At 68.9% G+C, this 25,623-nt stretch carries 31 protein-coding genes and 1 pseudogene; 14 read left to right on the forward strand and 18 right to left on the reverse strand.

The window, feature by feature from the left end; all coding sequences use genetic code 11:
- The first annotated feature begins 23 nt into the window (after window positions 1–23).
- Both KBZ12_RS14960 and KBZ12_RS14965 read left to right on the forward strand, forming a co-directional pair.
- Complete coding sequence (locus KBZ12_RS14960; RefSeq protein ID WP_254958783.1) at window positions 24–2,549, forward strand: glycogen/starch/alpha-glucan phosphorylase; 2,526 nt, start codon at window positions 24–26, stop codon at window positions 2,547–2,549.
- Between the two features lie 45 nt (window positions 2,550–2,594).
- The gene (locus KBZ12_RS14965) at window positions 2,595–3,011 is read left to right on the forward strand and encodes a cyclic nucleotide-binding domain-containing protein (protein ID WP_254958784.1); all 417 of its coding nucleotides are present in this window, start codon (window positions 2,595–2,597) and stop codon (window positions 3,009–3,011) included.
- Here the strand turns inward: KBZ12_RS14965 and KBZ12_RS14970 are convergent.
- Entirely contained in the window at window positions 2,989–4,221 is a 1,233-nt protein-coding gene (locus tag KBZ12_RS14970) for an FAD/NAD(P)-binding oxidoreductase (RefSeq protein ID WP_254958816.1), read from the reverse strand. The two genes, KBZ12_RS14965 and KBZ12_RS14970, sit on opposite strands and share 23 nt — an antisense overlap.
- 108 nt (window positions 4,222–4,329) lie before the next feature.
- Here KBZ12_RS14970 and KBZ12_RS14975 point away from each other — a divergent pair, with 108 nt between their 5' ends.
- Both KBZ12_RS14975 and KBZ12_RS14980 read left to right on the forward strand, forming a co-directional pair.
- A complete protein-coding gene (locus KBZ12_RS14975; protein WP_315859321.1) occupies window positions 4,330–4,548 on the forward strand; it encodes an acetyltransferase in 219 nt (72 codons plus the stop codon).
- 35 nt (window positions 4,549–4,583) lie between these two features.
- Window positions 4,584–5,561 carry a cation diffusion facilitator family transporter gene (locus tag KBZ12_RS14980; protein ID WP_254958785.1) on the forward strand — a complete coding sequence of 326 codons (978 nt, stop codon included), beginning with the start codon at window positions 4,584–4,586 and terminating at the stop codon, window positions 5,559–5,561.
- On the opposite strand, the gene cysW is transcribed toward KBZ12_RS14980, so the two are convergent.
- Both cysW and cysT read right to left on the reverse strand, forming a co-directional pair.
- Window positions 5,494–6,399 (reverse strand): sulfate ABC transporter permease subunit CysW, encoded by a 906-nt coding sequence (gene cysW, locus KBZ12_RS14985; RefSeq protein ID WP_254958786.1) that lies wholly within the window; start codon window positions 6,397–6,399, stop codon window positions 5,494–5,496. The two genes, KBZ12_RS14980 and cysW, sit on opposite strands and share 68 nt — an antisense overlap.
- Window positions 6,400–6,435: 36 nt before the next feature.
- Window positions 6,436–7,287 carry a sulfate ABC transporter permease subunit CysT gene (gene cysT, locus KBZ12_RS14990; RefSeq protein WP_254958787.1) on the reverse strand — a complete coding sequence of 284 codons (852 nt, stop codon included), beginning with the start codon at window positions 7,285–7,287 and terminating at the stop codon, window positions 6,436–6,438.
- Window positions 7,288–7,403: 116 nt separating this feature from the next.
- Here cysT and KBZ12_RS14995 point away from each other — a divergent pair, with 116 nt between their 5' ends.
- Window positions 7,404–8,426: a sulfate/molybdate ABC transporter ATP-binding protein gene (locus tag KBZ12_RS14995; RefSeq protein WP_254958818.1), complete on the forward strand. Its 1,023-nt coding sequence runs from the start codon at window positions 7,404–7,406 to the stop codon at window positions 8,424–8,426.
- On the opposite strand, the gene KBZ12_RS15000 is transcribed toward KBZ12_RS14995, so the two are convergent.
- The 3 genes from KBZ12_RS15000 to KBZ12_RS15010 all read right to left on the reverse strand — a co-directional run bounded on the left by KBZ12_RS15000 (window position 8,427) and on the right by KBZ12_RS15010 (window position 9,857).
- A complete protein-coding gene (locus KBZ12_RS15000; protein ID WP_254958788.1) occupies window positions 8,427–8,687 on the reverse strand; it encodes a hypothetical protein in 261 nt (86 codons plus the stop codon). It lies immediately after the preceding gene.
- A gap of 8 nt (window positions 8,688–8,695) precedes the next feature.
- Window positions 8,696–9,247, reverse strand: a complete 552-nt coding sequence (locus tag KBZ12_RS15005; RefSeq protein ID WP_254958789.1) for a Crp/Fnr family transcriptional regulator — start codon at window positions 9,245–9,247, stop codon at window positions 8,696–8,698.
- 178 nt (window positions 9,248–9,425) lie between these two features.
- On the reverse strand, window positions 9,426–9,857 hold the full coding sequence (locus KBZ12_RS15010) for an Rrf2 family transcriptional regulator (RefSeq protein WP_254958790.1): 432 nt from the start codon (window positions 9,855–9,857) through the stop codon (window positions 9,426–9,428).
- A 207-nt stretch (window positions 9,858–10,064) separates the two neighbouring features.
- On the opposite strand from KBZ12_RS15010, the gene KBZ12_RS15015 reads away from it, so the two are divergent.
- The 3 genes from KBZ12_RS15015 to KBZ12_RS15025 are packed head-to-tail and all read left to right on the forward strand — an operon-like array spanning window position 10,065 to window position 13,050.
- The gene (locus KBZ12_RS15015) at window positions 10,065–11,081 is read left to right on the forward strand and encodes a sulfate ABC transporter substrate-binding protein (RefSeq protein WP_254958791.1); all 1,017 of its coding nucleotides are present in this window, start codon (window positions 10,065–10,067) and stop codon (window positions 11,079–11,081) included.
- Between the two features lie 52 nt (window positions 11,082–11,133).
- A complete protein-coding gene (locus KBZ12_RS15020) occupies window positions 11,134–12,198 on the forward strand; it encodes a sulfate ABC transporter substrate-binding protein (protein ID WP_254958792.1) in 1,065 nt (354 codons plus the stop codon).
- A gap of 48 nt (window positions 12,199–12,246) precedes the next feature.
- Complete coding sequence (locus KBZ12_RS15025; RefSeq protein ID WP_254958794.1) at window positions 12,247–13,050, forward strand: class II glutamine amidotransferase; 804 nt, start codon at window positions 12,247–12,249, stop codon at window positions 13,048–13,050.
- Here KBZ12_RS15025 and KBZ12_RS15030 read toward each other — a convergent pair.
- On the reverse strand, window positions 13,047–13,400 hold the full coding sequence (locus KBZ12_RS15030) for a hypothetical protein (RefSeq protein ID WP_254958796.1): 354 nt from the start codon (window positions 13,398–13,400) through the stop codon (window positions 13,047–13,049). The two genes, KBZ12_RS15025 and KBZ12_RS15030, sit on opposite strands and share 4 nt — an antisense overlap.
- A gap of 410 nt (window positions 13,401–13,810) precedes the next feature.
- Between KBZ12_RS15030 and KBZ12_RS15035 the strand changes: the two genes are divergently transcribed.
- Complete coding sequence (locus KBZ12_RS15035; RefSeq protein ID WP_254958797.1) at window positions 13,811–14,191, forward strand: rhodanese-like domain-containing protein; 381 nt, start codon at window positions 13,811–13,813, stop codon at window positions 14,189–14,191.
- 328 nt (window positions 14,192–14,519) lie between these two features.
- Here KBZ12_RS15035 and KBZ12_RS15040 read toward each other — a convergent pair whose 3' ends face one another.
- Window positions 14,520–14,867, reverse strand: a complete 348-nt coding sequence (locus KBZ12_RS15040; protein ID WP_254958798.1) for a hypothetical protein — start codon at window positions 14,865–14,867, stop codon at window positions 14,520–14,522.
- Here KBZ12_RS15040 and KBZ12_RS15045 point away from each other — a divergent pair.
- Window positions 14,856–15,101 (forward strand): hypothetical protein, encoded by a 246-nt coding sequence (locus tag KBZ12_RS15045; protein ID WP_254958799.1) that lies wholly within the window; start codon window positions 14,856–14,858, stop codon window positions 15,099–15,101. The genes KBZ12_RS15040 and KBZ12_RS15045 overlap by 12 nt on opposite strands.
- Here KBZ12_RS15045 and KBZ12_RS15050 read toward each other — a convergent pair.
- Both KBZ12_RS15050 and KBZ12_RS15055 read right to left on the reverse strand, forming a co-directional pair.
- Window positions 15,065–15,322 (reverse strand): hypothetical protein, encoded by a 258-nt coding sequence (locus tag KBZ12_RS15050; protein WP_254958800.1) that lies wholly within the window; start codon window positions 15,320–15,322, stop codon window positions 15,065–15,067. The two genes, KBZ12_RS15045 and KBZ12_RS15050, sit on opposite strands and share 37 nt — an antisense overlap.
- 36 nt (window positions 15,323–15,358) lie before the next feature.
- The gene (locus KBZ12_RS15055) at window positions 15,359–15,565 is read right to left on the reverse strand and encodes a hypothetical protein (protein WP_254958801.1); all 207 of its coding nucleotides are present in this window, start codon (window positions 15,563–15,565) and stop codon (window positions 15,359–15,361) included.
- A 169-nt stretch (window positions 15,566–15,734) separates the two neighbouring features.
- Between KBZ12_RS15055 and chrA the strand changes: the two genes are divergently transcribed.
- A complete protein-coding gene (gene chrA / locus KBZ12_RS15060; RefSeq protein WP_254958802.1) occupies window positions 15,735–17,060 on the forward strand; it encodes a chromate efflux transporter in 1,326 nt (441 codons plus the stop codon).
- Window positions 17,061–17,095: 35 nt separating this feature from the next.
- Here the strand turns inward: chrA and KBZ12_RS15065 are convergent, their stop codons facing one another.
- A complete protein-coding gene (locus tag KBZ12_RS15065) occupies window positions 17,096–17,383 on the reverse strand; it encodes a hypothetical protein (RefSeq protein ID WP_254958803.1) in 288 nt (95 codons plus the stop codon).
- Between the two features lie 46 nt (window positions 17,384–17,429).
- Window positions 17,430–18,872, reverse strand: coding sequence for an FAD-linked oxidase C-terminal domain-containing protein (locus tag KBZ12_RS15070; RefSeq protein ID WP_261360089.1), 1,443 nt, complete (start codon window positions 18,870–18,872; stop codon window positions 17,430–17,432).
- Window positions 18,873–18,989: 117 nt separating this feature from the next.
- On the opposite strand from KBZ12_RS15070, the gene hemL reads away from it, so the two are divergent.
- Window positions 18,990–20,345: a glutamate-1-semialdehyde 2,1-aminomutase gene (gene hemL, locus KBZ12_RS15075; protein ID WP_254958805.1), complete on the forward strand. Its 1,356-nt coding sequence runs from the start codon at window positions 18,990–18,992 to the stop codon at window positions 20,343–20,345.
- Between the two features lie 30 nt (window positions 20,346–20,375).
- Here hemL and KBZ12_RS15080 read toward each other — a convergent pair whose 3' ends face one another.
- On the reverse strand, window positions 20,376–20,960 hold the full coding sequence (locus tag KBZ12_RS15080) for a hypothetical protein (protein WP_254958806.1): 585 nt from the start codon (window positions 20,958–20,960) through the stop codon (window positions 20,376–20,378).
- A 62-nt stretch (window positions 20,961–21,022) separates the two neighbouring features.
- Between KBZ12_RS15080 and KBZ12_RS15085 the strand changes: the two genes are divergently transcribed.
- A complete protein-coding gene (locus tag KBZ12_RS15085; RefSeq protein WP_254958807.1) occupies window positions 21,023–22,033 on the forward strand; it encodes a HEAT repeat domain-containing protein in 1,011 nt (336 codons plus the stop codon).
- A 19-nt stretch (window positions 22,034–22,052) separates the two neighbouring features.
- On the forward strand, window positions 22,053–22,907 hold the full coding sequence (locus tag KBZ12_RS15090; RefSeq protein WP_254958808.1) for a hypothetical protein: 855 nt from the start codon (window positions 22,053–22,055) through the stop codon (window positions 22,905–22,907).
- Window positions 22,908–22,973: 66 nt separating this feature from the next.
- On the opposite strand, the gene KBZ12_RS15095 is transcribed toward KBZ12_RS15090, so the two are convergent.
- The 5 genes and pseudogenes from KBZ12_RS15095 to KBZ12_RS15115 form a co-directional block, all read right to left on the reverse strand.
- The gene (locus KBZ12_RS15095; RefSeq protein WP_254958809.1) at window positions 22,974–23,438 is read right to left on the reverse strand and encodes a hypothetical protein; all 465 of its coding nucleotides are present in this window, start codon (window positions 23,436–23,438) and stop codon (window positions 22,974–22,976) included.
- A complete protein-coding gene (locus tag KBZ12_RS15100; RefSeq protein WP_254958810.1) occupies window positions 23,435–23,563 on the reverse strand; it encodes a hypothetical protein in 129 nt (42 codons plus the stop codon). Before KBZ12_RS15100 ends, KBZ12_RS15095 begins: the two co-directional genes overlap by 4 nt.
- Complete coding sequence (locus tag KBZ12_RS15105) at window positions 23,560–24,138, reverse strand: hypothetical protein (RefSeq protein WP_254958811.1); 579 nt, start codon at window positions 24,136–24,138, stop codon at window positions 23,560–23,562. Before KBZ12_RS15105 ends, KBZ12_RS15100 begins: the two co-directional genes overlap by 4 nt.
- A gap of 100 nt (window positions 24,139–24,238) precedes the next feature.
- The gene (locus KBZ12_RS15110; protein WP_254958812.1) at window positions 24,239–24,736 is read right to left on the reverse strand and encodes a hypothetical protein; all 498 of its coding nucleotides are present in this window, start codon (window positions 24,734–24,736) and stop codon (window positions 24,239–24,241) included.
- A gap of 309 nt (window positions 24,737–25,045) precedes the next feature.
- Window positions 25,046–25,623, reverse strand: a pseudogene (locus KBZ12_RS15115) (IS630 family transposase); the annotation flags it as partial.

Raw genomic sequence — 25,623 nt, forward strand, 5'->3', positions numbered from 1 at the left:
TCTGTGCCCATGACCGTCCAGCCATGACCAGCACCCTCGCCCCCGTGATGGGCCTCCCCGAGCCCGGCACCTATGCCGATCCCCAGCGCAACGGCCTGGCGGCGAAGGATCTGCTCGACGGCCTCATCGAGCACCTCTTCTATTCCCTGGGCCGGCGGGTGCAGGAAGCCGACCGCCACGACCTCTACATGGCGCTCAGCTACGCCGTGCGTGACCGGCTGATGACCCGCTACCTGGCGGGTCTCGACGCCATCCTGGCCAGCCCGACCCGGGTGGTGGCCTACCTCTCGGCCGAGTTCCTGATCGGCCCCCAGCTCGGCAACAACCTGCTGATGCTCGGCATCCAGGAGGAGGCCGCCGAGGCCCTGCGGCTGTTCGGCATCAATGACATCGAGGAAATCCTCGACGTGGAGGAGGAGCCGGGCCTGGGCAACGGCGGTCTGGGTCGCCTGGCCGCCTGCTTCCTCGAATCCCTCGCCTCGCTCGAGATCCCCGCCACCGGCTACGGCATCCGCTACGAATTCGGCATCTTCGACCAGCTCATCCGCGACGGCTGGCAGGTGGAGATCACCGACAAATGGCTCAAGGGCGGCTGGCCCTGGGAAATCGTTCAACCGGAGAAGGCCTGTGTGGTGGGCTTCGGCGGCCACACCGAGAGCTACCGCGACGACCACGGCACCTACCGGGTGCGCTGGGTCCCGGGCGAACAGGCCATCGGCATTCCCCACGACGTGCCGGTGCTGGGCTACCGGGTCAACACCTGCGACCGGCTGCGGCTCTGGCGAGCCGAGGCCTGCGAATCCTTCGACTTCCAGACCTTCAACAGCGGCGATTTCTACGGCGCCGTCGAAAGGAAGGTGGGCTCGGAGACCCTCTCCAAGGTGCTCTATCCCAACGACGGCACCGATGCCGGACGGCGCCTGCGCCTGATGCAGCAGCACTTCTTCGTCAGCTGCTCGCTGCAGGACATGGTCCGCAGCCTCGAGGCCCGCGGCCTTCCCATCCAGGAGTTTCCCCAGCACTGGGCCGTCCAGCTCAACGACACCCACCCCTCGATCGCCGTCGCCGAACTGATGCGGCTGCTGCTCGACGACAAGCACCTGGAGTGGGACGCCGCCTGGGCCATCACCACCGCCTGCCTCTCCTACACCAACCACACCCTGCTGCCGGAAGCCCTCGAGACGTGGGGCCTCGATCTCTTCGGCTCCCTGCTGCCCCGCCACCTGGAGCTGATCTTCGAGATCAACCACCGCTTTCTGCAGCAGGTGCGCCTCAGGCACCCCGGCAACGACGCCGTGCTGCGCCGCCTGTCGATCATCGATGAAGCCGGGGACAAGGCCGTGCGCATGGCCCACCTCGCCACCGTCGGCTCCCACCACGTCAACGGCGTCGCCGCCCTGCACAGCGCCCTGGTCAAGCAGGACCTGTTCCCCGAGTTCGCCGCCCTCTGGCCCGAGAAGTTCACCAACGTCACCAATGGCGTCACCCCCAGGCGCTGGCTGGCCCTGGCCAATCCGGCCCTGCATGCCCTGCTCTGCGACAGCATCGGCGCCGACTGGCTGGCCCAACCCCAGAGCCTCCGCCGCCTGGAGGAGTTCCAGCGGGACGGGGCCTTCCTGGAACGCTGGGCCCAGTGCAAGCGGACCGCCAAGCAACGCCTGGCCGGCTACATCCACCGGCAGCAGGCCTTGAGCGTCGACCCCGAAAGCCTCTTCGACGTGCAGGTGAAGCGCATCCACGAGTACAAGCGCCAGCACCTCAACGCCCTCCAGGTGATTGCCCAGTACCTGCGCATCAAGAACGGACGCGCCGATGGCCTCGCCCCCCGCACCGTGATCTTCGGCGGCAAGGCCGCCCCGGGCTATGCCATGGCCAAGCTGATCATCCGTTTCATCAACGGCATCGCCGATGTGGTGAACGCCGACCCCGACATGGACGGACGCCTGCGTGTCATCTTCCTGGCCGATTACAACGTCAAGCTCGGTGAGCGCGTCTACCCCGCCGCCGACCTCTCCGAGCAGATCTCCACCGCCGGCCTGGAAGCCTCCGGCACCGGCAACATGAAATTCATGATGAACGGCGCCCTCACCATCGGCACCCTCGATGGGGCGAACGTGGAAATCCGCGAGCAGGTGGGGGCCGACAACTTCTTCCTCTTCGGCCGCACCACCGAGGAGATCGGCCAACTGCGCGGTCACTATCGGCCCTGGGAGTGGCTGGGTGGCGATCCGCTGCTGGCGGAGGTGTTCGAGCTGATCGATCGGGGACACTTCAGCCAGGGGGACAGCGACCGGTTCCGGCCCCTGACGGACCAGCTGCGGGGGGGCGATCCGTTCTTCGTGCTGGCTGATTTCAGCGATTACCTCCGGGCCCAGGACGCCATCAACGCCACCTGGGCCGACCGCAACCGCTGGAATCTGATGGCCCTGCTGAACACCGCCCGCAGCGGCTTCTTCTCCTCCGATCGGGCCATCGGGGAGTACGCCGAACGGATCTGGGACGTGACGCCCTCCCCGGTGGCCATGACAGGCAGCCCCTTGACCACCTGATCCTTAACCGTGCGTCAGCATGGTGGTCGCATCCAGGAGTCCCCCATGACCTCCCCCTCCCCAGCGGCAGCCCTGACCACGATGCGGCTCCTGGCGCAGAAGCAGAACCTGCGCAGCTTCGCAGCCGGGGAGGTGATCTTCCGTACGGGTGATGAGGGGGCGTCCGTCTTCGGGATCGTCGATGGCGAGGTGGAGATCGACTGGGGCCAGGAGCACCACGGCGAAATCCTCGGCCCTGGCAGCAGCTTCGGGGTGGGGGCGCTGGTGGACAACCAGCATCGACGCGTCGGCACGGCCACCGCCCTGCGGGACACCCAACTGCTGGAGATGAACCGGGAGGAATTCCTGTTCGCCCTACAGGAACTGCCGATGTTCGCCCTGGAGATGCTCCACGGCCTGGAAGATCGCCTGGGCCACATCAAGCAGCCCAGCGGCGATCTCAGCCAGCCACCCCAGGCATGAAGCGCCGCTCGTGGGGGGCTCCCTTGAGCATGCGGTTCCAGTAGATCCAGGGCAGCACATCCTTCTTCACCACCCACATGCTCCAGCGCTCCTGGGTGGGGTCGAGGGGGAAGGAGGGTACGGGCTGGGCGTCGTAGTTGAACTCGGCCATGATCACGCGCCCATAGCCGGTGATCAGCGGACAGCAGGCATAACCGTCGTAGCGGGCGGCCAGGGGCTGGCCATCGAGGTGGGCCAGCAGGTTGGCCACCAGCACCGGCGCCTGGCCCCGCACGGCGGCAGCGGTCTTGGAGTTGGGCAGCGAGGAAACATCACCGAGGGAGAAGACGTTGGGATGGCGCACGTGCTGGGTGGTGAACTTGTCCACGTCCACCCAGCCGCCCGGGCCCGCCACCGCCAGGGGGCTGGTGGCCACCACCTCCGGGGCCGCCATCGGCGGGGTGACATGCAGCATCCCGAAGGGGAGCACCTCCTCCCGCACCGTGTCGCCGTCCTTGACGGCGAAGACCGCCTCCTTGCTGGCGGCGCGCACTTCCTTGAGGGTGTGCTGGTAGTGGGGCTCGATGCCGCGGCGGGCCACCACCTGGCGCAGGGGTTCGGCGAAGGTGGGAATGGCGAAGATCCCCGGTGTGGCGGTGGCGTAGATCACCCGGGTGGTCGCCGCGACCGCAGGCGAGCGCTTGAAGACGTCGTCGGCCAGGTACATGATCTTCTGGGGCGCCCCGGCGCACTTGATCGGCGTGTCCGGGAAGGTGAAGATCGCGTTGCCGCCGGAGAAGGACTGGATCGTGGTCCAGGTGTAATCGACCAGATCCTTGGAATAGTTGCTGGTGATGCCGTTCGTGCCGAGGGCCTCCGGCAGACCCTTGATCCGGTCCCAGCAGAGCTTGATGCCGGTGGCCACCACCAGGGCGTCGTAGTGGAGCGTTTCGCCGTCGGTGCTGGTCACGGTGCCGGCCACGGGATCGAAACCGGCGGCGGCGGCGCGGATCCAACGCACCCCCTCGGGAATCAGGTCGGCCTCGGAGCGGCGGGTCTGCTCCAGGGTGAAGACGCCAGCGCCCACCAGGGTCCAGCCCGGTTGGTAGTAGTGGTCGGAGGAGGGCTCGAGGATGGCGATCTCCAGGCCCGGCCGCGCCCGCTTGAGCTGGCTGGCCACGGTGAGGCCCGCTGCCCCTCCGCCGACGATCAGGATCTGGTGATGGGCCATGGAACGGGAATGCAACGCAGGGTGCCAGGCAGCGGGGAGGCAGAAATGTCACGCTCGCTACCTTTACCGGCGCCGTGGCACCAGACTGAAGGTATCGAGAACCGGAGCATGGCGATGTTCCTGAAAGTACGCCACAACGATGACGCCAGCCTCGTGGAGGTGTTGAACGTCAAGCAGTTGTTCAACCCGTTCGACACCCGGGTCGAGGCCCGGCTCCATGGCGGCGAGGAGATGCAGGATCCCCATGAGTACGCCAAGGTCGACCTGTTCTTTCCCTCCGGGGAGGCCCTGCCCCGGTGCTGGCTCGATTCCCACTACCAGAGCTGAAGGCCAGCCGAGGCCAGCGCTGCTAAGAGGCCTCCATGGCGTCCCATTCCCACCAACACAAGCAAGCCCACGAGCACGGCCATCAGCACCCCCAGGGTTCGCCCCGGGCCTTCTTCTGGGGGGTGCTTCTGAACAGCGCCCTGTCCGGGCTGCAGCTGGCGATCGGCATCGGCTTCGGCTCCCTGGCCCTGATCGGTGATGCCATTCACAACCTCGGTGACGTGGGCGGGCTGCTGTTCGGCTGGGGGGCCGAAAAGCTCAGCTCAAGGCCGGCCACGGCCCGCTTCACCTACGGCTACGGCCGCAGCACCCAGCTGGCCTCGCTGATGAACGCAGCCCTGATCCTGATGGCGGCCGGGGTGGTGATCGTCGAGGGGGTGCAGCGGCTGCTGGATCCGGTGCCGGTGGTGAGCGGCCCGGTGGCCTGGGCGGCGGCGGCCGGCATCGTGGTGAACCTGCTCTCGGCCCGGCTGTTCGGCGCCGGCCATCATCACGATCTGAACCGGCGGGCAGCGGTGGTGCACCTGCTCACCGATGCCGCCGTCTCGGCCGCGGTGCTGGTCAGCGCCCTGTTGATGACGCTGTTGGGCTGGCCGTGGCTGGATGCCGCCACCGCCATCGGCGTGGGGCTGGCCGTGGCCTGGAGCGGCTGGGAGCTGCTGGGTGAGGCCCTCAGTGCCTCCCTCGATGCCGTGCCCCGGGGCATCGACCTGGCCGCGGTGGAGGCGGCCCTGCGCAGCCTGCCCGGCGTGGAGAACGTCCACCATCTGCATGTCTGGGGCATGAGCACCTCCCGCACGGCGCTCACGGCCCACCTGGGCCGGCCCACCGCCGGCGGGGATGGGGGGGAGCTGCTGCAGCTGGCCCAGCAGCGGCTGGCGGACCTTGGCATCACCCACAGCACGATCCAGATCGAACCGCCCGGGGGCTGCTCGCAGGCCCCGATCAGCCGTCCAGAGGCATTCGGCTTGCCTTCTTGTCCTGCTCCAGAACCTGCTCCACCAGGATCTTGAGCAGCAGCGACACGATCGCCACGCCCCCCAGCACCATTGCCGCGCCGAAGGCCAGCTCGGTCTGGTAGTTCTTGTAGGCGTCCTCCACGAACAGGGGCAGGGTTTGGGTGAGGCCCTCAATGTTGCCGCTGACCACCGCCACGGCTCCGAACTCGCCCAGGGCCCGGGCCGTGGTGAGAATCAGGCCGTAGAGGGCGGCCCAGCGCACCGAGGGGAGCGTCACCTTCCAGAACACCTGCCAGTTGGTGGCGCCCAGGGTGCGGGCGGCCTCCTCCTGCTCCCAGCCCTCCTCCTCCAGCAACGGGATCACCTCCCGGGCCATGAAGGGGAAGGTGACGATGATGGTGGCCAGCACAATCCCAGGCCAGGAGAAAATGATCTTCCAGCCCAGGCTCTCGATGACACCCCCCAGCAGGCCATGGGTGGGGCTGTAGAGCAGCACCAGCATCAGGCCCACCACCACCGGCGAGATCGAGAAGGGCAGGTCGATGACGCTAAGCAGCAGCGCCTTGCCGCGGAACTCACGGCGGGCAATGGCGGTGGCCGCCGCCAGGCCGAAGATGACGTTGCAGGGCACGGCCACGGCGGTGGCGAACAGGGTGAGCCGCAGGGCGGACAGCAGTTCGTGGGACTGGAAGTTCTCCAGGAAGGGGCCCACCCCCTTGGCGAAGGCCGAGGCCACCACGCTCAGGGCCGGCAGCAGGATCACCACCCCGACGTAGAGGCAGGCGATCAGCGGGATCAGGATGGCCGGCAGGTCCAGGCCCTGGCGGCGCGATCGCTTGGCTGGAGTGGGCGTGGGCCTGGGGGTCTCCAGGGTGGGAACAACGATGCTCATGGGAAATGAATCAACGCAAGGGAAGCTGGAGGGACATCAGGCCGAATCACCCTGGTAGCGCTGGCCCCAGACCTGCAGCAGGTTGATCACCAGCAGGCTGAACAGGGAAAAGATCAGCATCACCGAACCGATCACGGTGGCGGCCTCGAAGTCGTACTCCTCGAGTTTCTGGATGATCAGGGTGGGTGTGATCAGGTCCTTGAAGGGCACGTTGCTGGAGATCATCACCACCGAGCCGTATTCGCCCACAGCCCGGCTGTAGCCCTGGGCCACCCCGCCGAGGATCGCCGGCAGCAACTGGGGCAGCACCACCCGCACGGTGGTCTGCAGGGGCGAGGCCCCCAGGCACCAGGAGGCTTCCTCCTGCTCCCTCTCCAGGGAACGCAGCACCGGCTCCACGGTCCGCACCACGAAGGGCAGCGAGATGAACACCATCGCCACCGTCACCCCGGGGGCGGCAAAGGCCACCTTGAGGCCGAAGGCCTCGTTCAGCGGTTGCCCCAGCCAGCCGTTGGTGCTGTACACGGCCGTGAGCGCCAACCCGGCCACGGCGGTGGGCAGGGCGAAGGGCAGATCGATCAGGGCATCCAGCACCCGCTGGCCGGGAAAGCGGCAGCGCACCAGCGCCCAGGCCACCACCAGACCGAAGACGCCGTTGATCACACTGGCCACCAGGGCCAGGCCGAAGCTCACCCGGTAGGTGGCGAGGGCCTCCGGGGTGGTGGCCATCTCCCAGAAACCGACGGGCCCCACTTCTGCGGCCCTGAGCAGCATGGCCCCCAGGGGCAGGAAGAGGATCAGGCCCAGGTAGGTCCAGGTGATGCGCCAGGGCCAGCTGGGCAGGCTCAGGGAAGGGGGGCGCCAGCGGCGCAGCGGGGCGGGGGTCATCGGGGCGCCGGATCGGCGTGGTGGCGCTGACCGTATCACTGTAGCCGGTTTAAAGCGCGGTTCAGCGGTGTGTTTACCGGTATAGTCGACACTCCACTGCCACCATGGCCGTTCCGATGGGCATTCGCGTCGCCAACGTCAGCAAGAGCTTCGGCGATTTCCGCGCCGTGGACGACGTCAGCGTCGACGTGGAAAGCGGCTCCCTGGTGGCCCTGCTGGGGCCGTCCGGATCGGGCAAGAGCACCCTGCTGCGCCTGATCGCCGGGCTGGAGGAGGCCGATGCCGGCCGCATCTGGATCACCGGCGAGGAGGCCACCCAACGCTCGGTGCAGGAGCGCCAGGTGGGCTTCGTGTTCCAGCACTTCGCCCTGTTCAAGCACCGCAACGTGCGCCGCAATGTGGCCTTCGGCCTCGAGCTGCGCCGCTGGAAGCCCGAGGCGATCCGCCGCCGGGTGGACGAGCTGCTCGACCTGGTCCACCTGCGGGGCTATGGCAGCCGCTTCCCCTCCCAGCTCTCCGGCGGCCAGCGTCAGCGGGTGGCCCTGGCCCGGGCCCTGGCGGTGCAGCCCCAGGTGCTGCTGCTCGATGAACCCTTCAGCGCCCTCGATGCCAAGGTGCGCAAGGAGCTGCGCGCCTGGCTGCGCAACCTCCACGACGAGATGCACGTCACCACCGTGATCGTGACCCACGACCAGGAGGAGGCCATGGAGGTGGCCGATCGGATCGTGGTGATGAACGAAGGGAGGGTGGAGCAGATCGGCTCTCCGGCGGAGATCTACGACCATCCCGCCTCCCCCTTCGTGATGAGCTTCGTGGGGGCCGTCAACGAACTGCCCAGCGGCGCCCTGCCCGTGCACCGGGGAGCCGTACCGCCGCTGCCGGCGGAAGGAAGGATCTTCGTGCGCCCCCACCACGTGCAGGTGCATGCCACCCCCCAGCCGGGCACCGTGCCGGCACGCCTGCGGCGCCTCACCCACATGGGCCGCGACCTGCAGGCGGAACTGGTGCTCGATACCGAAGAGGTGGTGGTGGCCCAGTTCCCCCGGGAAGAGGTGGACTACGCCAACCTGAAGCCCGGCGACCGACTGCATGTGATCAGTCGCCAGGCCCACGCCTTCCAGCCGGACTATTCGATCTGATCAGTCGATCTGGGCGGCAGCGGCGCGGTGCCGCGGAGGTTCGGAATGAACCTCCGCCAGGCGGGCATCGGCGAGGTACTGGGCCACGGCCAGGGGATCCTGGTGGCGCAGCAGCTCACCGTTACGGAAGACGAGGGTGAAGCGTTGGGGCTGGGGCTCATTGAGCCTGGAGCGGAAGTACTGGGCGGCCATGTCGGTGGGTGTTGATGCGTGGGTGTTGATGAACAGAAAGAACGCTGAGAATTCGGCGCTGAGACGCATCGGCGCGCTCAGGGGATGCTGACCATCAGGTCGGTGTCACTCACCTGATGCAGCAGGCCGAGGCGCTTGAAATGGTTGAGGGTCTTGGTGACCGTCACCCGGGTGAGGCCGCAGATCTCCGCCAGGGCCTGATGGGTGAGGTTCATGTCCCGCAGGGACAGCCGGTAGCCCCGGCTGCTGACCTGGCCGAAGCGGATGCCGATCCAGCGCAGCAGGCTCAGCAGCCGGGACTCGGCGCCGCGGACCCGGTTGATCTCGAACAGTTCTTCGGTGTTGCGGATCTGGTGGTGCAGGAAGGCCAGGATCTCGGCCTCGCTGGGATGGCCCTGCTCCACCACGACGGTGGACAGGCACTGGATCTCCACCGGCCGCAGGGCTGAGTAGGCATTGGTCACCCAGTCGCCCGGGCCCCAGAGGCCCAGGGTGAAGGATTCGCCTTCCTCGTCGTGGGACGCGGTGCGGATGTAGCCGTCCTGGATTCTCCAGTGCAGCCCATCGGGCAGGACGTCATGGGGCAGGAGCGTGAGGCGGAGAGCCTGGGGTGGGCGTGAGGTGGTCATGGCCGCAGGAAAGAAGGGATAGGTACGGGGTCATCTGGGCAGAGCAAACGGCCAGCGATCGGCTGGCAACAGGCATTCGCCGACAACAGCACATGGGGAGCCTGCGGGGACCCCCAAACCATACCTCACATTCCCCATCGGCAATGTGGTCTATTTAACGATCCTGGACGTCCCAGCCTCAGATGAAGTACATCGCCTGGGCCTGGGCCAGGTGATCCCGCTGGTCGAGCAGGTCCTGCAGCGTGGTGCCCGAGAGGATCCCCAGGCGGGCCTCCTCCAGCCGTTGCTCCAGCCGGCCCAGCACCTCGAATTCGGGGGTGGCGCCCTCGCCAGCGGAGCGGGGGGCCACGTCCCCCTCCAGGCAGCTGACGATGGCATCGACGCGGATGTCCGCCGGCGGCCGGGCCAGCTGGTAGCCCCCCTTCGGGCCCCGGGTGCTGCGCAGAATCTGGCCCCGCCGCAGGCTGGCCAGCATCTGCTCGAGGTAGCGATCGGGGATGCCCTGGCGCTGGGCGATCTCCGCCACCTGGAGCACCCCGCCGCGGGAATGGATGGCGGCCAGCTCCATGAGCGAGACGAGGCCGTAGCCGGTTTTCGCGCTGAAGGCCAAGGGAATCCACGGTTGTCTTACGGGGATTGTGGCAGCCCCACAGCATTGGGGAACCACCCCCCAGGCTCCCCATCGGTGTAATCCGCCCTACATCAGCGGAGCCAGGCGAGGAATAACTTTCAACAGTTCACCCATCGGATATCTGTGCTTCATTCGTTCTCCTCGCCGGCCGCCCCAGCCGGCCGCCGCCCGTGGCATCCCGGCCTGGTGGCCGCCCCCCTGGCCGTCGCCGTCGCCCTGGGGGGGTCCGGCACCCTGCTGCCCCTGCAGGTCCAGGCCCAGCAACCGGCGAACAATCAGGAACTGCTGCTGGTGTCCTACGCCGTCACCAAGGCGGCCTACGACAAGATCATTCCCGGCTTCACGGCCGACTGGAAGAAGCGGACCGGCCAGAGCGTGGTGATCCGGACCAGCTACGGCGGCTCCGGCTCCCAGACCCGGGCCGTGATCGACGGTCTGGCTGCCGATGTGGTGGGTTTGGCCCTGGCGGCCGACACCATCAAGCTCGAGGAGGCGGGGCTGATCCGTCCGGGCTGGGAGAAGGAGAACCCCAACAACAGCATCATCACCAACTCGGTGGTCGCCTTCTTCGTGAGACCCGGCAACCCCAAGAAGGTCCGCACCTGGAACGATCTCGACAACAAGAACGTTGAGGTGATCACCGCCAATCCTAAAACCTCCGGCGGCGCCCGCTGGAACTTCCTGGGCCTCTGGGGCTCGGTGACCGAGACCGGCGGCAATGAAGCCAAGGCCCGCGCCTTCGTGACGAACGTCTATCGCAACGTGGACACCCTCCCCAAGGATGCCCGTGAGGCCACCGACGTCTTCGTGAAACGCAACCAGGGCGATGTGCTGCTCAACTATGAAAACGAAGCGATCCTGGCCAGGAAGAGCGGCACCTGGAAAACCCCCTACATCGTGCCCACCACGAACATCCTGATCGAAGGTCCGATCGCCGTGGTTGACAAGAACGTGGACCGCAAGGGAACCCGAAAGGTGGCTGAAGCCTTCGCCCGGTATCTCTACTCCGATACGGCCCAGCGGGCCTTCGCCGAGGAGGGCTTCCGGTCCGTCACCGCCAAGGTCAAGGCCGAGACGCGATCCCGATTCGCTCCGGTCACGAAGCTGTTCACCGCCAAGGACTTCGGCGGCTGGGACACCATCAACAAGCGTTTCTTCGGCAAGGGAGGGCTCTGGGATTCGATCTTCTCCAAATCCCGCTGATGCCGTAGAGGGTGACCGGTGTAGGCTCTGGCCGATTGTCGATCAGAGAACCGTGGTTTATCGCTCCGGACCTGCCACCGCCCCCCGCGCGGCCGCCCCGCTCGCCCTGACCGCTGTCCTGGTGGGCGGTCTGGCCCTGACGGGCTGCAGCCCGCGGCCCGAGGGTGTTGCCGGTGCAGGCGGTGCTCCCCAGGAGCTGCTGCTGGTGAGCTACGCCGTCACCAAGGGGGCCTATGACCGGATCCTGCCCACGTTCGAAGCCGACTGGAAAGCCCGAACCGGCCAGGCCATTGCCGTGAAGACCAGCTACGGCGGTTCCGGCTCCCAGACCCGGGCGATCATCGACGGCCTCGATGCCGACGTGGCCACCCTGGCCCTCTCGGGTGACGTGCTGAAGCTCCAGGAGGCGGGCCTGGTTGAGCCTGGTTGGGAGAAGGATCTGCCCGGCGGCTCGATCATCACCAACTCGGTGGTGGCCTTCATCACACGGGACGGCAACCCCAAAGGCGTCCGGACCTGGGCGGATCTGGCCAAGCCCGGCATCACCGTGGTGACGGCCAATCCCAAGACCTCCGGCGGCGCACGCTGGAACTTCCTGGGCCTCTGGGGCTCCGTCAGTCAGACCGGGGGCAGCGAGGCCCAGGCCAAGGCCTACGTGGGCTCCGTCTACCGCAACGTGGAAAACCTGCCCAAGGACGCGCGCGAGGCCAGCGACGTGTTCCTCAACCGCGGCCAGGGTGACGTGCTGTTGAACTATGAGAACGAGGCGATCCTGGCGAAACGGACCGGTGATCTCAAGGCCCCCTTCATCGTGCCTGAGGTCAACATCCGCATCGAGGGCCCGGTGACCGTCATCGACCGCAACGTGGACCGCAAGGGCACCCGCAAGGCCGCCGAAGCCCTGGCCACCTACCTGCAGAGCGAGCCAGCCCAGGAGATCTTTGCCGAGGAGGGCTTCCGCCCGGTCAGTCCCGGTGTGTGGAGCCGGGTGAAGGATCGTTTCGCCCCCGTGAAGCAGCTGTTCTCGGCCGGCGACTTCGGCGGCTGGGGCAAGATCAATACCACCTTCTTCGGCAAGGACGGGGTCTGGGACCAGCTGTTCAGCCGCTCACGCTGATCCGGGCGCCCCTGCGGAGACAATGGGGGCGACGGTGGCTGCCAGACGATGTGCGAACTGCTGGCCCTCAGTGCCAACACCCCCACCGACATGCGCTTCTCGTTCCATGGCCTCACCCGCCGGGGCGGCGCCACCGGAGTCCACGCCGATGGTTGGGGGGTGGCCAGCTTCGACCCCGACGGCCGCGGCGTGCAGTTGTACCGGGAAGACGCACCGGCGGCCTTCTCGCCCATCGCCGCCAAGGTGGCCCGCCTGGATCTGCGCTCCCGTTGCTCGATCGCCCACATCCGCAAGGCCACCCAGGGGGTGGTGGCCCTGGAGAACTGCCACCCTTTCCATCGCCGCTGGCGCGGGCGGGAGTGGGTGTTCGCCCATAACGGCAACCTGCTGGGGCCCCTGCCGGGCACGCACCTGTTTCGGCCGGAGGGATCCACCGACAGCGAAATCGCCTTCTGCTGGATCCTCGAGCAGTTGAACGCCGCCGATGGGGATCCGGAGGATCTGGAGACCACGTTCGCCACCCTGGTCGAAGCCTCGCGGCGGCTGGAGCATCAGGGCACGTTCAACTGCCTGATCAGCAACGGCAGCTGGCTGTTCGCCCATGCCAGCAGCCGGCTGCACCGGATCACACGCCGGTCCCCCTTCGGCCGCGCCACCCTGGCCGATGACGACCTCTGCGTCGACTTCTCCGAGCTGGCCGGCGTCGACGACGTCGTGACGATCGTCAGCACCGAACCACTCACAACGGACGAGGAATGGCTGCCGTTGCAGGCGGGAGAAGCCGTTCTGCTGGTGGACGGAGAGGTGGTGCACCGCCAGCCACCCGATCCCCTCGCCTCCCGAATCGCCTAGACCAGGCAGAAGACATGGCGGTAGCCCAGGTCGAGCAGGTCCTCCGCCAGCTGCACGGCCGAAGACTGGATCGCCCCCCCACGGCCCCGTCCGACACAGAGCAGGGGGCAGGCCAGGTCGGGCAGCAGGGCGCGGATCCGATCCGCCCCCATCTCCGCCTCCAGCTGGACGGCTCCCTCAAGGGAGTCGCCGAGCGGATGCTTCCGCTGCACCAGGGTGGCTCCCTCCCAGAGCAGGCGGCGGACCTCCAGCGGCTGGAGGTCCTGGCGCTCGGCCCGCGTCAGAAATTCCTGATCGCAGAGGGAGTCCTGACGGTCCCGGAGCCCATCGTGGTCGTGGTGGTAGCCCATGCGGAACGGATGGAGAGTCCTTGTGCCATTCAGCCTGGCCGGACATCAGGGGATCAGCCTGTGCGTTCAGGCCTTCGGCCGTGTGCTCACAACCACGACCGGCTCACAAGGAAAGGAGCACCGTGTGGGGGTGCTCCGAAGGAGTGCGCGTAAGGGAATTCAAGGATCCTGTCGAACAGCAGGATCCTTTTTCATGGGTGGCGCCTGGGAACGACTTCTGGATGCAATCGGTGCACGGTCCCGGCAGAAAGATCATTTTCAACGGTTTGTTGCCCGGATTACCGTAGTTAAGACCATCGGGCCTGAAGATTGGGGCACCGCAGCAAAGGACCTCCATGACTCCGGCCTTTCAAAATCCAGAATCCACTGCTCTTCCCAGTGATCTCCTCTCCCCCCGGCAACTCCTGCGCTTGCTGGCCGGCCCAGGCCCGAATGGCCCCGGTTCAGCTGAGCTGATCATTGATCTTCGCTCAAGGGGCCGCTATCGCCGCAGCCATGTTCCAGGGAGTCACAACATTCCCAGCGGCTGGCTGATCAGCGGCGAGCTCCCCGATGGGGACCTGATCCTGGTGGGCGAGAGCAGCCAGCATTCAGCCACAACGATCGAACAACTCCAGACCCAGGGCCATGTCCGCAGAATCCGCCATCTCGCCGGCGGATTCGGGGCCTGGCAACAACAGGACCTGCCCGTGGTCGGACGGCAACGCCATGGATGGTCCCAGCTCTTGCGGGGGATCCCGGGGCTCCGGGCGGACCGCCGCCTGAGCCCGGCGTCGCCGCAGGAGGCCTGACCTTGGCGACCACCCGGACGAACCCTCGCGCCGGCCATCGGCACGTCCTCGAGCTGTTCGGCGCGCAGCCGTTGCAGCTGGAATCCGGGGACACGCTGGGGCCGATCACCATCGCCCATGAGTGCTGGGGGCAGCCCAATGCCTCCCGCAGCAACGGGGTGCTGCTCCTGCATGGATTCAGCGGCGACAGCCACGCCGCCGGTCCGGCCGGTCCCGGCCACCCCACCGGGGGCTGGTGGGATGGGCTGATCGCCCCCCGACGGCAGGCCCTGGGGGAGCCGATTCCCCGCGCTCACGATCCGCGACCAGGTGGAGGCGGAGGTGGCCTTCAGCGACAGGCTCCAGATCCAGCGATGGCAGGCGGTGATCGGGGGCTCCATGGGCGGCATGCGCGCCATGGAGTGGGCGATCGGCCATCCCGGGCGGCTGCTCCGCCCAGACCAACGCCTGCCACCACGGCCAGATCGAGGCCATCCGCCAGGATCCGGCCTTCCTGGGCGGCGACTTCTACGACCATGCCGGCGGTGGCCCCCGGGCGGGGCTGGCCCGGGCCCGGACCATCGCCCAACGCACCTACGGGGGCGGCGAGGACGGGGGCATCGAGGAAGTCGGTGGATTCCTGGAGCGCTTCGATGCCAACAGCTACCTCGTCCTCACCCAGGCCATGGCCGGCCATGACGTGGGCCGCGGGCGTGGCGGCGTGGCTGCCGCCCTGGCCCGGATCTGCGTCCCCACGCGCGTGGTGTCGGTGAACTCCGACCAGCTTTTCCCGCCCCACAGCCAGCGGGAGCTGGCGCGGGGGATCGGTGGGCCCGTCCATTTCACCGCGATCGACAGCCAGCACGGCCACGACGGGTTTCTGGCGGAACAGGGTCAGCTGGCATCGATCCTGCGGCAGTCGCTGGCCTGACGCCAGCGGGCCAGGGAACGGGAGAGGGAGGGCAGCGCCGGGGTTCCATCGGCCGAGCGCAGCAGGGCAAGGCCCAGGACAAGCAGCGGCACCCCGATCAGGAGGGGGGCCATCAAGAACCCGACGGCCAGCAGCAAGGTCGGGCCGAGGTTGTTCGGCACGGGCCGCAGGGCCGGGGCATGGGCCACGGACGATGGAGCGGAATCAACGGACAGGCGCATGGTTGGCCTCAGAAATGAAAAGACTTTGGGTACCGATCAACGCCCGAAGAACCAGCCGCAAGCCAGACACACCATCGCCAGCAGGATGAACAACTGGGGAGAAAAACCGATGGCATAACCGATGACGACGCCACCAAGAATCACGACCCAGGCCCGCCAATTCGTCCAGGGACTGAAACAGGCTCGGTCTGTGGATGCCCACGGTGGCTCGGACAGGTCATCGGCCTGGGGTTGGCGTCGCATCGGCTTCAGGCCAGGAGAATGAACCTCTGTACCAAACAAATCCTGCTGCCACTTTGGCCGGAACGGTGTAGGTGAAAGCACATCATTTCCCGGGCACGGTGATGGCCTTTCTGGGCTGGCTTCGACGACCTCCAGGCTGATTAAGGTGTGCACCGGGCAGAGCTGAACGATGACAACGGATCCCTACAGCCTCGCCACCGCGGCCCGCTTCTGGCTGCGGCTGGGGCTGGTCAGCTTTGGCGGGCCGGCCGGCCAGATCGCGCTGCTGCACGCCGAACTGGTGGAGCGCCGGCGCTGGCTGTCGGAGCGGCGCTTCCTGCACGCGCTCAACTACTGCATGCTGCTGCCGGGGCCGGAAGCCACCCAGCTGGCCACCTACCTGGGCTGGCTGATGCACGGCCTGGGCGGCGCCCTGATCGCCGGAGGCCTGTTCCTGCTGCCCTCGGTGGTGGTGCTGCTGAGCCTCTCGGCGATCTATGCCATCTGGGGCCAGCTGCCGGTGCTGGCGGCAGTGTTCTGGGCCCTCAAACCGGCGGTGCTGGGGATCGTGCTCCAGGCCGCCTGGCGGCTGGGGCGGCGCACCCTGCACAACCCCGCCCTGGTGCTGATCGCGGCGGCGGCCTGCCTGGCCCTGGCGGTGGGGCGGGTGCCCTACCCGGCCCTGATCATCGCCACGGCCCTGGTGGGCTGGATCGGCGGTCGGCTGCGGCCGGCCCTGTTCCAGGCCCCAGCGCGAGCCGTCGCCAGCGCCACGGCCGATGCGACTGGCGATGCCACACCCGGCGCCGCCCTGCACGGCGACGCCACACCCACCCCCCACCACGCCCGCTTCCACTGGCGTCGCCTCGCCCTCACCCTGCTGGGGGGTGGGGTGGCCCTCGGCCTGCCCCTGGCCCTGCTGAGCCTGGCGGGAGGCTGGAACGGCCAGCTGGCCACCATGGCCCGCTTCTTCACCAAGGTGGCCCTGGTCAGCTTCGGGGGCGCCTACGCCGTGCTGCCCTACGTGGCCCAGGGGGCGGTGGACACCTACGGCTGGCTGGACGCCGCCCAGATGGTGGACGGCCTGGCCCTGGGGGAGACCACACCGGGGCCGCTGATCATGGTGGTGGCGTTCGTGGGCTTCATGGGCGGCTGGAACGGCAGCGGCACCCTCTCGGCCGGCGTGGTCGCCGCCCTGGTGGTGGTGTGGTTCACCTTCCTGCCCTCCTTCCTGTTCATCCTGGCCGGCGGCCCCCTGGTGGAGGCGAGCCGGGAGGACCTGCGCGTCGGCGCCCCCCTCACCGCCATCACCGCCGCGGTGGTGGGGGTGATCCTGAGCCTGGCGCTCTACCTGGCCGGACCGGCCCTGGCCCCCAGCGGCGGCCTCGACGGCGGCGCCGTACTGGTGCTGCTGGCGGCGGTGGTGCTGCTGGGCCGCGGCCTCGGGGCCCTGCCCGTGATCGGCGCCGCCACCGCGGTGGGCCTGGGGCGCTGGTGGCTCACTGCGGCGGGCTGAGGTGGCGGGCTGAGGCGGCGAGCTGAGGCGGCTGTTCAGGGGATCATCCCGCAGACGAACAGCTTGTTCATCACCGGACCGGCGACCTGGTCGATGAAGGCCTGACGCAGCTGGGGTTCGTCGTTGAGCATGTCGAGCACGCGCTGCTCCTGGGACCCACGCCGCTCGCTGCGGGCGGCCCAGAGCTGGTCACAGGTGGATTTCTGGAAGCGCTCGATCACCTTCTTGGCCACCAGGTTGACGACCGGCGACTGGGCCTGGGCGGGGGTTGCCACAGCCAGCACGGCCGCCACACCCAGGCTGGCCATCCGACGGAACTTCATGGTGCGCAGGTGGTGGAGGCCCTTCAACGTAGGTCCGACGCCCCGCTCAGAAGACCTCCAGGGGCTCCAGCCGCACGGTGAGGGACGACGCCTGGCGCCGCGCCGATTCGCCGCAGCTGCGCGGGGTGGGGAAGATCTTGCCGGGGTTGGCCAGGCCCGCCGGATCGAACGCCTCGCGCACCAGGCGCATCGTGGCCAGATCGTCGGGGGCGAACATCCAGTCGAGGTAGCAGCGTTTGTCGCTGCCCACGCCGTGCTCGCCGGTGATGCTGCCGCCGGCCTCGATGCAGAGGCGCAGGATGTCGGCACCCAGCTCCTGCACCCGGTCGATCACGCCGGGCTCGTCGGCCCGGTAGAGGATCAGGGGGTGGAGATTGCCGTCGCCGGCATGGAACACGTTGGCCACCGGCAGCTCGTAGCGGCGGCTGAGTTCCTCGATCGCCGCCAGCACGGCGGGCAGGGCGCTGCGGGGCACGACGCCGTCCTGCACGTAATAGGTGGGGGTGATGCGGCCGACGGCGGCGAAGGCGGACTTGCGGCCCTTCCACAGCAGGGCCCGGTCAGCCTCACTGGAGGCCCGCCGGATCGTGCGGGCACCGGCCTGGCGGCAGAGCTCGCCGGCGATCTCCACGGCGGCCGTCACCTCGCGCTCCTGCCCGTCCAGTTCGATCAGCAGCACCGCGGCCGCGTCGCGGGGGTACTCGTCGCGGCCGAAGAGATCGTCGACGGCGTTGATCGTGAAGTTGTCCATGATCTCCATCCCCGCCGGCAGCACGCCGGCCGCCGTCACCAGACGCACCGCCTCACCGGCCGCCTCCATGGCGGTGAAATCGGCCAGCAGCACCGCCACGCTCTGGGGCGCCCGCAGCAGCCGCAGGGTGATGGCGGTGGCAATGCCCAGGGTGCCTTCACTGCCGATGAACACCCCACGCAGATCCAGCTCGGGGGATTCGGCCAGGCCGCTGCCCAGGGTGGTGACCGTGCCGTCGGGCAGCACCACCTCCAGCTCCAGCACGTGGTTGCTGGTGACGCCGTACTTGAGGCAGTGCACCCCACCGGAGTTCTCAGCCACGTTGCCGCCGATGCTGCACACCACCTGGCTGGAGGGGTCCGGGGCGTAATAGAAGCCGTCGCCGGCCACCGCCCGGGTGACCCAGCCGTTGATCACCCCCGTCTGCACGGTGATGCGGCGGTTGGCCAGATCCACGTCCAGGATCGAGCGCATGCGGGTGGTGGCGATCACCAGCGCCTCGCTCTCGGCCAGGGCGCCGCCGGACAGACCGGTGCCGCTGCCCCGGGCCACGAAGGGCACCCCCCGGGTGTGGCAGAGCCGCAGCAGGGCCGCCACCTGCTCGGTGGTTTCCGGCAGCACCACCAGACGGGGCTGGGACCGGTGCAGGGTGAGACCGTCGCAGTCGTAGGCCAGCAGCTCCTGGGGCGCCGCCACCACCGCCCGTGACGGCAGCAGGGCGCGGCAGTGGCGCTCCATCGCGGCCCAGTCGATCGTCACGCAGGGGCTCCTGTGGGCCGGGGGAGGGGGGGCATTGCTTCCGAACTTACTGAGGCCAGGCACCCCGGCACCCTTCTGGGTCAGGATGGGAAACGAATGCCTCCACCTTCCGCGGATCCCGCCTTGAGTTCGGCCACCCCTTCAGCGCCCACCTCGGCCCCTGCTCTCCTCACCACCCGATCCGAGGAGATCTTCGCCGCCGCCCAGACACTCATGCCCGGCGGCGTCAGTTCCCCGGTGCGGGCCTTCAAGTCGGTGGGCGGCCAGCCGATCGTCTTCGACCGGGTCAAGGGCGCCTACGCCTGGGACGTGGACGGCAACCGCTACATCGATTACGTGGGCAGCTGGGGCCCCGCCATCTGCGGCCACAGCCATCCGGAGGTGATCGCCGCCCTGCACGAGGCCCTGGAGAAGGGCACCAGCTTCGGGGCGCCCTGCGTGCTGGAGAACGAGCTGGCCGAGCTGGTGATCGCCGCCGTGCCGTCGGTGGAGATGGTGCGCTTCGTGAACTCCGGCACCGAGGCCTGCATGGCGGTGCTGCGGCTGATGCGCGCCTTCACCGGCCGGGAGAAGGTGATCAAGTTCGAGGGCTGCTACCACGGCCACGCCGACATGTTCCTGGTCAAGGCGGGTTCCGGGGTGGCCACCCTCGGCCTGCCCGATTCCCCCGGGGTGCCGCGGGCGGTCACCGCCGGCACCCTCACCGCCCCCTACAACTGTCTGGAATCGGTCAAGGAGCTGTTCGCCAACAACCCGGGTGAGATCGCCGGGGTGATCCTGGAGCCGGTGGTGGGCAATGCGGGCTTCATCACCCCCGAGCCCGGCTTCCTCGAGGGCCTGCGGGAGCTCACCAAGGAGAACGGCGCCCTGCTGGTGTTCGACGAAGTCATGACCGGCTTCCGCATCGCCTACGGCGGCGCCCAGGCCCGCTTCGGGGTCACCCCTGACCTCACCACCATGGGCAAGGTGATCGGCGGCGGCCTGCCGGTGGGGGCCTACGGCGGCCGGGCCGACATCATGGCGATGGTGGCGCCGGCCGGGCCGATGTACCAGGCCGGCACCCTGAGCGGCAATCCCCTGGCCATGACCGCCGGCATCAAGACCCTGCAGCTGCTGAAACAACCCGGCAGCTACGAGCGGCTGGAAACCATCACCCGCCGGCTCAGCGACGGCATCCAGGCCGCCGCCGCCGAGGCGGGCGTGCCCTGCTGCGGCGGCAACATCAGCGCCATGTTCGGCTTCTTCCTCTGCGAGGGGCCGGTGCGCAACTTCGAGCAGGCCAAGGCCGCCGACACGGCCCGCTTCGGCCGCCTGCACCGCGCCATGCTCGAGCGCGGCGTTTACCTGGCACCGAGCGCCTTCGAGGCCGGCTTCACCTCCCTGGCCCACAGCGACGCCGACATCGACGCCACGATCGAGGCCTTCCGCGACGCCTTCGCTGCGATTGCATGAGCGGGGGCCTGACGGCCACGGCCAGCCTGCTCAGTAGTTGCTGCTGACGCGGATCGTCAGGGTGCGCTCCTCCGGATCCAGCACGGCGAGCATGAAGTCGTTCACGTCGTCCCGCAGGGGGCCGATGATCCGCTTGGGTGCCCCCATGATGTTGTCGCCGGCGGTTCGGATCTGATAGAGCCCAGCCCGCGGCAGCGGCGGCAGCGAGGCCTGGAAGCGCTCCAGCGGGGTGCCCGTGTGCTGCGCCGCGTCGGGCCGCGATGTGATCGCCGTGCGGATGCCCGCCAGGTGCCGGAGTTCGGCCGCGGGGATCGGCAGCGGCCGCCAGCGGCCTGAACGCAGGGCGCCGCGGCTGAAGGTTTCGGCAGCAGCCGGGCTCAGCCGGAACACCATCGTGATCTTGAGCCCCTCCCGGCCAAACCAGCCGGGTTCTTCGGGCGAGGCGGCGTAGAGCACCACGCTGGCGCCCCAGGGCACGGCGAACTCCCGCCGCAGGGCCAGCTCATCGGACTGGCGGGTGCTGCAGCCCGCCAGGGTGGCGCAGCCCACCGCCAGCAGCAGGACCGGCGCCAGCAAAGGCAACGGGCAAGGCCGGGCTGCGGGGGTGCGAGGCATCGGCAAGCTCTGCATCATGGAAATTGTGTGGCGCCACAGGACGCCCAGCACCGGAGGTCACCATGGGCAGCGCAGGGATCGGTTTGCGGCCATGGCTGGCCGTTCCGGCCGTCCTGATCGCTCTGGTGGGGTGTCAGGGCGCGCCCGAACGGCTCTCGATGCAGGGGCTGGTGCGGCAGCTCGAGGGAGGGCCGTTCCAGTTCCGCGCTGAGGGCGACCGCTGCAGCCTGCGCCGGCCCGCAGCGTTTCCCGCCAGCCTGTTCACCTGGCTCCTGGAAGGCGATGACGACCTCATCAGCCCTGCGGATGCGGCCCGGTGTCTCGGCCAGCTGGGTCCGGCCGCCCGCGCCGCCGTGCCTGCGCTGCTGCAGGCCCTCAACTCCGGGCCCGAGGATCGCGACACCGGCCATGGCACCACAGGGGTCGGCGTCATCTCCGTCAGGAGCGCGGTGATCGAGGCCCTCGGGCGCATCGGCGACGGGCGAGCCCTGGGGCCCCTCGCCAGGGTTCTGGCCACCCAGCCGGCCTATGCCCGGGTCACCCTGGAGGCCATGCAGGCGCTGGGTCCGTTGGCCAGCGGCCAGGCCGGCCTGATTGCCGAGGTGCTGGAGGCGCGGATCGCCGACCGGGCGGGGCGCGCCCGGGCCTGCCTACAGGCCGTGCTGGCCCTGGACCAGGACCTGGCGAGACGGGCGGTGGTGGAACGTCTGGAGCGGCAACACCCCAACCGCACTCGGCACGTGTTTCAGGAAGCGGAGGTGGCAGCCGCCTTGCGCAGCCTCGACCGCCGCTCGCCTGAGTACCGCAAAAACCGTGAGGGAGTGTGCCGCGATCAGGTGGCGGAAGCCGCCCTTCGGGCCCTGGCGGCGATTCGCTGCGCAACCTGTCTTCCCCCGATCGTTTCGGCCCTGAGGGAGCCCTGGCTGGCGACCGCCGCCGCCTGGGAACTGGGGCGGATCCGGCCCCTCCCGCCCGCCGCCGTGCCTGCCCTGCGGGCCGTGATCACCTCACCCAGCCATGGTGCCCTGGCCCGGGAGGGCGCCAGGACGGCCCTGCTGGATTCGGATCAATGAGACTGGAGCGATGGATGCGATGCCACCGACCGCGCTCCTCGCCACAGCCAGCGGCCTCCAGGGGCCCTGGGCCTGGATGGCGCGGGTCACGGCCCGGCGGCGCCACCGGCTGCGCGGCACGCCGCAGCGCCGGCTTCTGGCCTATCCCCTCTGGATAACAGGACTGGGCCTGGGCTGCATCCTGCTGTTCTCCCTGTGCGCCTGGTTCGCCTGGCATTCGCCGCCCGCCCGCGGCGGTCCCAGGGCGGCCCTTGTTTTCCTGATCTTCGTGCTGCTCGGGGTGGTGCTGGTGGTGTCCTCCCTGGCGGACACGTTCGTGCTCGATGGGGCGGGCCTGGAGCGCCTGCGTTTCGGCCGCTCGCGGCGCATCGCCTGGGGCGAGGTCGTGCGGGTGGCGCTGCCCTGGGGCGGTCAGGGGATCCGGCTCGAGGCCAGCGATGGGCGCAGCCTGGAGCTGGCCGAGCTGCTGGATGGCTTCGGTCTGCTCTGCGATGCCCTGCTGCTGCGGGTGCCAGCGGAACTGCGGGTGGATCCCGAGGCCTCCCTGCTGGTGCTGCGGGGCGCTTCGCTGGAGCCCGAGGCCCTGCAGCTCGCCTATGCCCGCTGGTTCGAGGCCGAGGAGGCCGAGCCCCCCGAGGGGATGGGCCCCGCCGAGGGCGTGCTGGCCATGGGCCGCGCCTTCGGCGCGCGCCTGCTCTGGCACCAGGGCTCCTTCCTGCCGTTTGAGGCCCGCTGGACGGTGGACGGCAGGCCCCGGCTCAGCCATGGCGAGCCCCGGGGCGAGGATCCCGGTTATGCGAGCTTTCGGATGGAGGGCCGCGAGGTGGTGATTGTGAGCGATGAGGGCACCAGGCGCGAGAGCCTGGATGCCTGAGCAGGGCGGCAATGGGGGGCTGGTGATCGCCCGGTGATTGGAAGGCCCGGTTACTGGAAGGTCTGGTTACTGGAAGGCGTTGATGGGAGGCTTGCCGGGATCGCTGAGGAAGCGCCCACCGAACACGCACTTGCCCCAGCGGCCGGTGTCGCAGCATGTGAACGAGGCCCGTTTCTCCACCGTGGAGCCCGGCCTGAAACCCCTGCAGGGATCGGCAGCCTGGCTGGGAGCCATCCAGCGGTCGCCACGGTTGTCGGTGACCAGGGCACCGGTGTAGAGGCGCCGGATTGTGGGTGCACCCACGAGTACCCCGGGCCCGTCCAGGCGGACAGGGGTGCGCACCTCCGGGTCGCTGTCGGCCTGGATGGCCGTACAGGAGCGCACCGCGATCCGCACCGTGGTCCCCGCCTCCGGCAGCAGGCAATCCGCCAGACCCCTGGCCGGGAGGATCAGGCCCAGGGCGACCGCCATGATCGCGCTGGACGCAGCAGGGCCGCGGCGGGCCGAGTTGGGGTTGGGGTTGGTGATCATGGCGCTGGGGGAAAGGACAGCGTTCTGGGGATCAGCTGGCGGATCTCGGCCAGCCGGGTGATGCCTTCGTAGGCGTCCTCGCTGGCCAGCAGCAACCACGGCAGCGCGGCGACGGGCCTGTTCATGCCGAAGGAGGCGGCAGCGGATCTGGATCCCCACCCTCGCTGCCAGCCCGGAAGATGGCGAGAACGTCCTCCCGGAGCCGGCCGAGGCTCTCCACGCACAGCGGCAGGGTTGCCCGGCCCTGCAGGGCGATCGGCTCGTCGGCCCCCTCTCCGTACCAGTGCAGGAGCAGGCCAACGGTCGCGGTGTGGCGCTCCCTGAGCATGTCGGTGAGCAGGCGTTCCCAGTCTGTGACCCCGGCCTGCGGATGAAGCCCCGAACGGTGGCTCTGCTGTTGTTCTCGCCAGCGCTGGATCCTGGCTTCACTCCAGCCCCTGCGGCGCAGGGTCGCCTCCTTCCGCTCGCTCGACCTGCGGCGGCGCTCCAGGCGGGCCGCGTTGCGCTCGAGGGCCCCCAGGGCCGTGCCGCAGTCGCAGTGGCCGGCGGTGGTGAGCAGGAGCTGTTCACCGGCCTGCAGTTGGGCTCCAAGAACGGGATTGCTCTGGGGCTTCAGCGCACGGCCGTGATGGGCCATGACCCCGGCCAGGGCGCTGAGATCGGCGGAACTCGGTAGGACGGCGCTGATGAAGTGGCACATGCCATGGCCGGCTGCGCTCAGCTGCGGCCGGGTCGTGAAGTTGACCCAGCAGTCTGATGCGGGCCAACAGGAGCTGGCGTGCGCGGCCACCACGAAGGCGTCAGCCTGGCTGGTGCAGGGCCTGGATCAGCTGCCCATAGGCTTCCCGTTCACCGGCCGCGTGCTCCACAAAGGCCCTGATCGCGGCGGCCTGGCGCCGGAGGGGGCGCGGGCCGGCGTCAGTGTCGGCGAGGACCCACACCGCGAGCACCCCTTCGCTCAGCCTGAAGGCGGCGGTGCAGAGCCCGTTGCCGTCCGGCGCGCAGTGCAGGGCGGGCGCCTGGCCCACAGGGCGCAGGCGCTGCACCACCTCTCGCACGTCTTCCTCCTGACCACCGATGCTGCCCAGGCCGTTCGTCGGGATGAGGGCGCTGGGCACGATCAGGGTGAAGCGCCTGAGGTTGTCTGGGAACAGGTCGGAGCCGCTGCACTGCCGGCGCGCCCAGCGCTGCTGGAGCTTGCCGCACAGCTGCGGGATGGCGACCGATTCATCACGGGCGCTGTCCTGGAACGTGCTGTATCCCGTGAGGGTCACCGTGAGGCTGGAGACCGGCAGCACCTGGCCCCGGCTCGCCGAGCCGCGAGCTCGTGCTGCCCATAGGAACAGGGCCAGAACGATGGTTTCGCACAGGGCCGCTCCACCCGATCGATTGCCACCACCGGCAGCTGGAGTCGATGGGGGCCGATCCGCAGGCGCGCCGTCCGGGCCAGGGTGTCAATCGGCGGTGGCTCTCGCCCAGGCCCGCTGCAGCCGGGCAGGCAGGCCACCACGGCGAGGGCGCCGAGAGGGAGGAGGCTTCGCATCAGACCCCGCAGAGCTCGGCATGACAACTCCTAAGTGTCCCTGGCTCTGGAAAGAAGTAGCCTGGTGTCTCGTCCCGGAGATTTGCGAGCAAAGTCGCTGGAGCTTCTCCAGGATTGATTCCGCCGTCGCCGTCCAGTTGAACCGGCCCTTGGTCTTGTTGTAAGCCGCCACGAACTGCTCAATCTTGGCGATCAGCTCTCACCGCTGCGCGGAAGCCTGCGGCTAGGACGCTGGAGAAGCTGCCGCGCCGGATGGCCCGTTGCGTGATGATCCCAAACCAGCGCTCCACCTGGTTCAGCCAGGAGGCGTAGGTGGGGGTGTAGTGGACGTGGAAGCGGGGCCGCTGCGCCAGCCAGGCCCGGACCTACCGCTGCGCGGAAGACCTTCGGTCTAGGGCGTGCTTGTGGGTGCAGTAGTTGTCGACGATCAGGTGGACATCGAGGTCCTCGGGGACGGACTTCTCGATCTGGCGCAGGAATCCCAGGAACGCCTGGTGCCGGTGGCGGGGCCTGCGCTGGGTCAGAACCTCACCGGTGGCCACGTCCAGGGCGGCGAACAGGGTGGTAGTGCCGTGACGGATGTAGTCGTGGGTGACGCCCTCCACGTAGCCCAGGCCCATGGGCAGTAGCGGCTGGGTGCGG

Origin of the sequence: Cyanobium sp. Cruz CV13-4-11, from assembly GCF_024346055.1 — a bacterium.
Classification (GTDB): domain Bacteria; phylum Cyanobacteriota; class Cyanobacteriia; order PCC-6307; family Cyanobiaceae; genus Cyanobium.

What these genes read in the sequence shown, in the direction of transcription:
- KBZ12_RS14960 (WP_254958783.1), top strand. Translation starts at nt 24, where the DNA reads ATGACCAGCACCCTCGCCCCCGTGATGGGCCTCCCCGAGCCCGGCACC.
- KBZ12_RS14965 (WP_254958784.1), top strand. Translation starts at nt 2,595, where the DNA reads ATGACCTCCCCCTCCCCAGCGGCAGCCCTGACCACGATGCGGCTCCTG.
- KBZ12_RS14970 (WP_254958816.1), bottom strand. Translation starts at nt 4,221, where the DNA reads ATGGCCCATCACCAGATCCTGATCGTCGGCGGAGGGGCAGCGGGCCTC.
- KBZ12_RS14975 (WP_315859321.1), top strand. Translation starts at nt 4,330, where the DNA reads ATGGCGATGTTCCTGAAAGTACGCCACAACGATGACGCCAGCCTCGTG.
- KBZ12_RS14980 (WP_254958785.1), top strand. Translation starts at nt 4,584, where the DNA reads ATGGCGTCCCATTCCCACCAACACAAGCAAGCCCACGAGCACGGCCAT.
- cysW (WP_254958786.1), bottom strand. Translation starts at nt 6,399, where the DNA reads ATGAGCATCGTTGTTCCCACCCTGGAGACCCCCAGGCCCACGCCCACT.
- cysT (WP_254958787.1), bottom strand. Translation starts at nt 7,287, where the DNA reads ATGACCCCCGCCCCGCTGCGCCGCTGGCGCCCCCCTTCCCTGAGCCTG.
- KBZ12_RS14995 (WP_254958818.1), top strand. Translation starts at nt 7,404, where the DNA reads ATGGGCATTCGCGTCGCCAACGTCAGCAAGAGCTTCGGCGATTTCCGC.
- KBZ12_RS15000 (WP_254958788.1), bottom strand. Translation starts at nt 8,687, where the DNA reads ATGCGTCTCAGCGCCGAATTCTCAGCGTTCTTTCTGTTCATCAACACC.
- KBZ12_RS15005 (WP_254958789.1), bottom strand. Translation starts at nt 9,247, where the DNA reads ATGACCACCTCACGCCCACCCCAGGCTCTCCGCCTCACGCTCCTGCCC.
- KBZ12_RS15025 (WP_254958794.1), top strand. Translation starts at nt 12,247, where the DNA reads ATGTGCGAACTGCTGGCCCTCAGTGCCAACACCCCCACCGACATGCGC.
- KBZ12_RS15030 (WP_254958796.1), bottom strand. Translation starts at nt 13,400, where the DNA reads ATGGGCTACCACCACGACCACGATGGGCTCCGGGACCGTCAGGACTCC.
- KBZ12_RS15045 (WP_254958799.1), top strand. Translation starts at nt 14,856, where the DNA reads ATGGCCGGCCATGACGTGGGCCGCGGGCGTGGCGGCGTGGCTGCCGCC.
- KBZ12_RS15040 (WP_254958798.1), bottom strand. Translation starts at nt 14,867, where the DNA reads ATGGCCGGCCATGGCCTGGGTGAGGACGAGGTAGCTGTTGGCATCGAA.
- KBZ12_RS15050 (WP_254958800.1), bottom strand. Translation starts at nt 15,322, where the DNA reads ATGCGCCTGTCCGTTGATTCCGCTCCATCGTCCGTGGCCCATGCCCCG.
- KBZ12_RS15055 (WP_254958801.1), bottom strand. Translation starts at nt 15,565, where the DNA reads ATGCGACGCCAACCCCAGGCCGATGACCTGTCCGAGCCACCGTGGGCA.
- chrA (WP_254958802.1), top strand. Translation starts at nt 15,735, where the DNA reads ATGACAACGGATCCCTACAGCCTCGCCACCGCGGCCCGCTTCTGGCTG.
- KBZ12_RS15065 (WP_254958803.1), bottom strand. Translation starts at nt 17,383, where the DNA reads ATGAAGTTCCGTCGGATGGCCAGCCTGGGTGTGGCGGCCGTGCTGGCT.
- KBZ12_RS15070 (WP_261360089.1), bottom strand. Translation starts at nt 18,872, where the DNA reads ATGGAGCGCCACTGCCGCGCCCTGCTGCCGTCACGGGCGGTGGTGGCG.
- hemL (WP_254958805.1), top strand. Translation starts at nt 18,990, where the DNA reads ATGCCTCCACCTTCCGCGGATCCCGCCTTGAGTTCGGCCACCCCTTCA.
- KBZ12_RS15080 (WP_254958806.1), bottom strand. Translation starts at nt 20,960, where the DNA reads ATGCCTCGCACCCCCGCAGCCCGGCCTTGCCCGTTGCCTTTGCTGGCG.
- KBZ12_RS15085 (WP_254958807.1), top strand. Translation starts at nt 21,023, where the DNA reads ATGGGCAGCGCAGGGATCGGTTTGCGGCCATGGCTGGCCGTTCCGGCC.
- KBZ12_RS15090 (WP_254958808.1), top strand. Translation starts at nt 22,053, where the DNA reads ATGCCACCGACCGCGCTCCTCGCCACAGCCAGCGGCCTCCAGGGGCCC.
- KBZ12_RS15095 (WP_254958809.1), bottom strand. Translation starts at nt 23,438, where the DNA reads ATGATCACCAACCCCAACCCCAACTCGGCCCGCCGCGGCCCTGCTGCG.
- KBZ12_RS15100 (WP_254958810.1), bottom strand. Translation starts at nt 23,563, where the DNA reads ATGAACAGGCCCGTCGCCGCGCTGCCGTGGTTGCTGCTGGCCAGCGAG.
- KBZ12_RS15105 (WP_254958811.1), bottom strand. Translation starts at nt 24,138, where the DNA reads ATGTGCCACTTCATCAGCGCCGTCCTACCGAGTTCCGCCGATCTCAGC.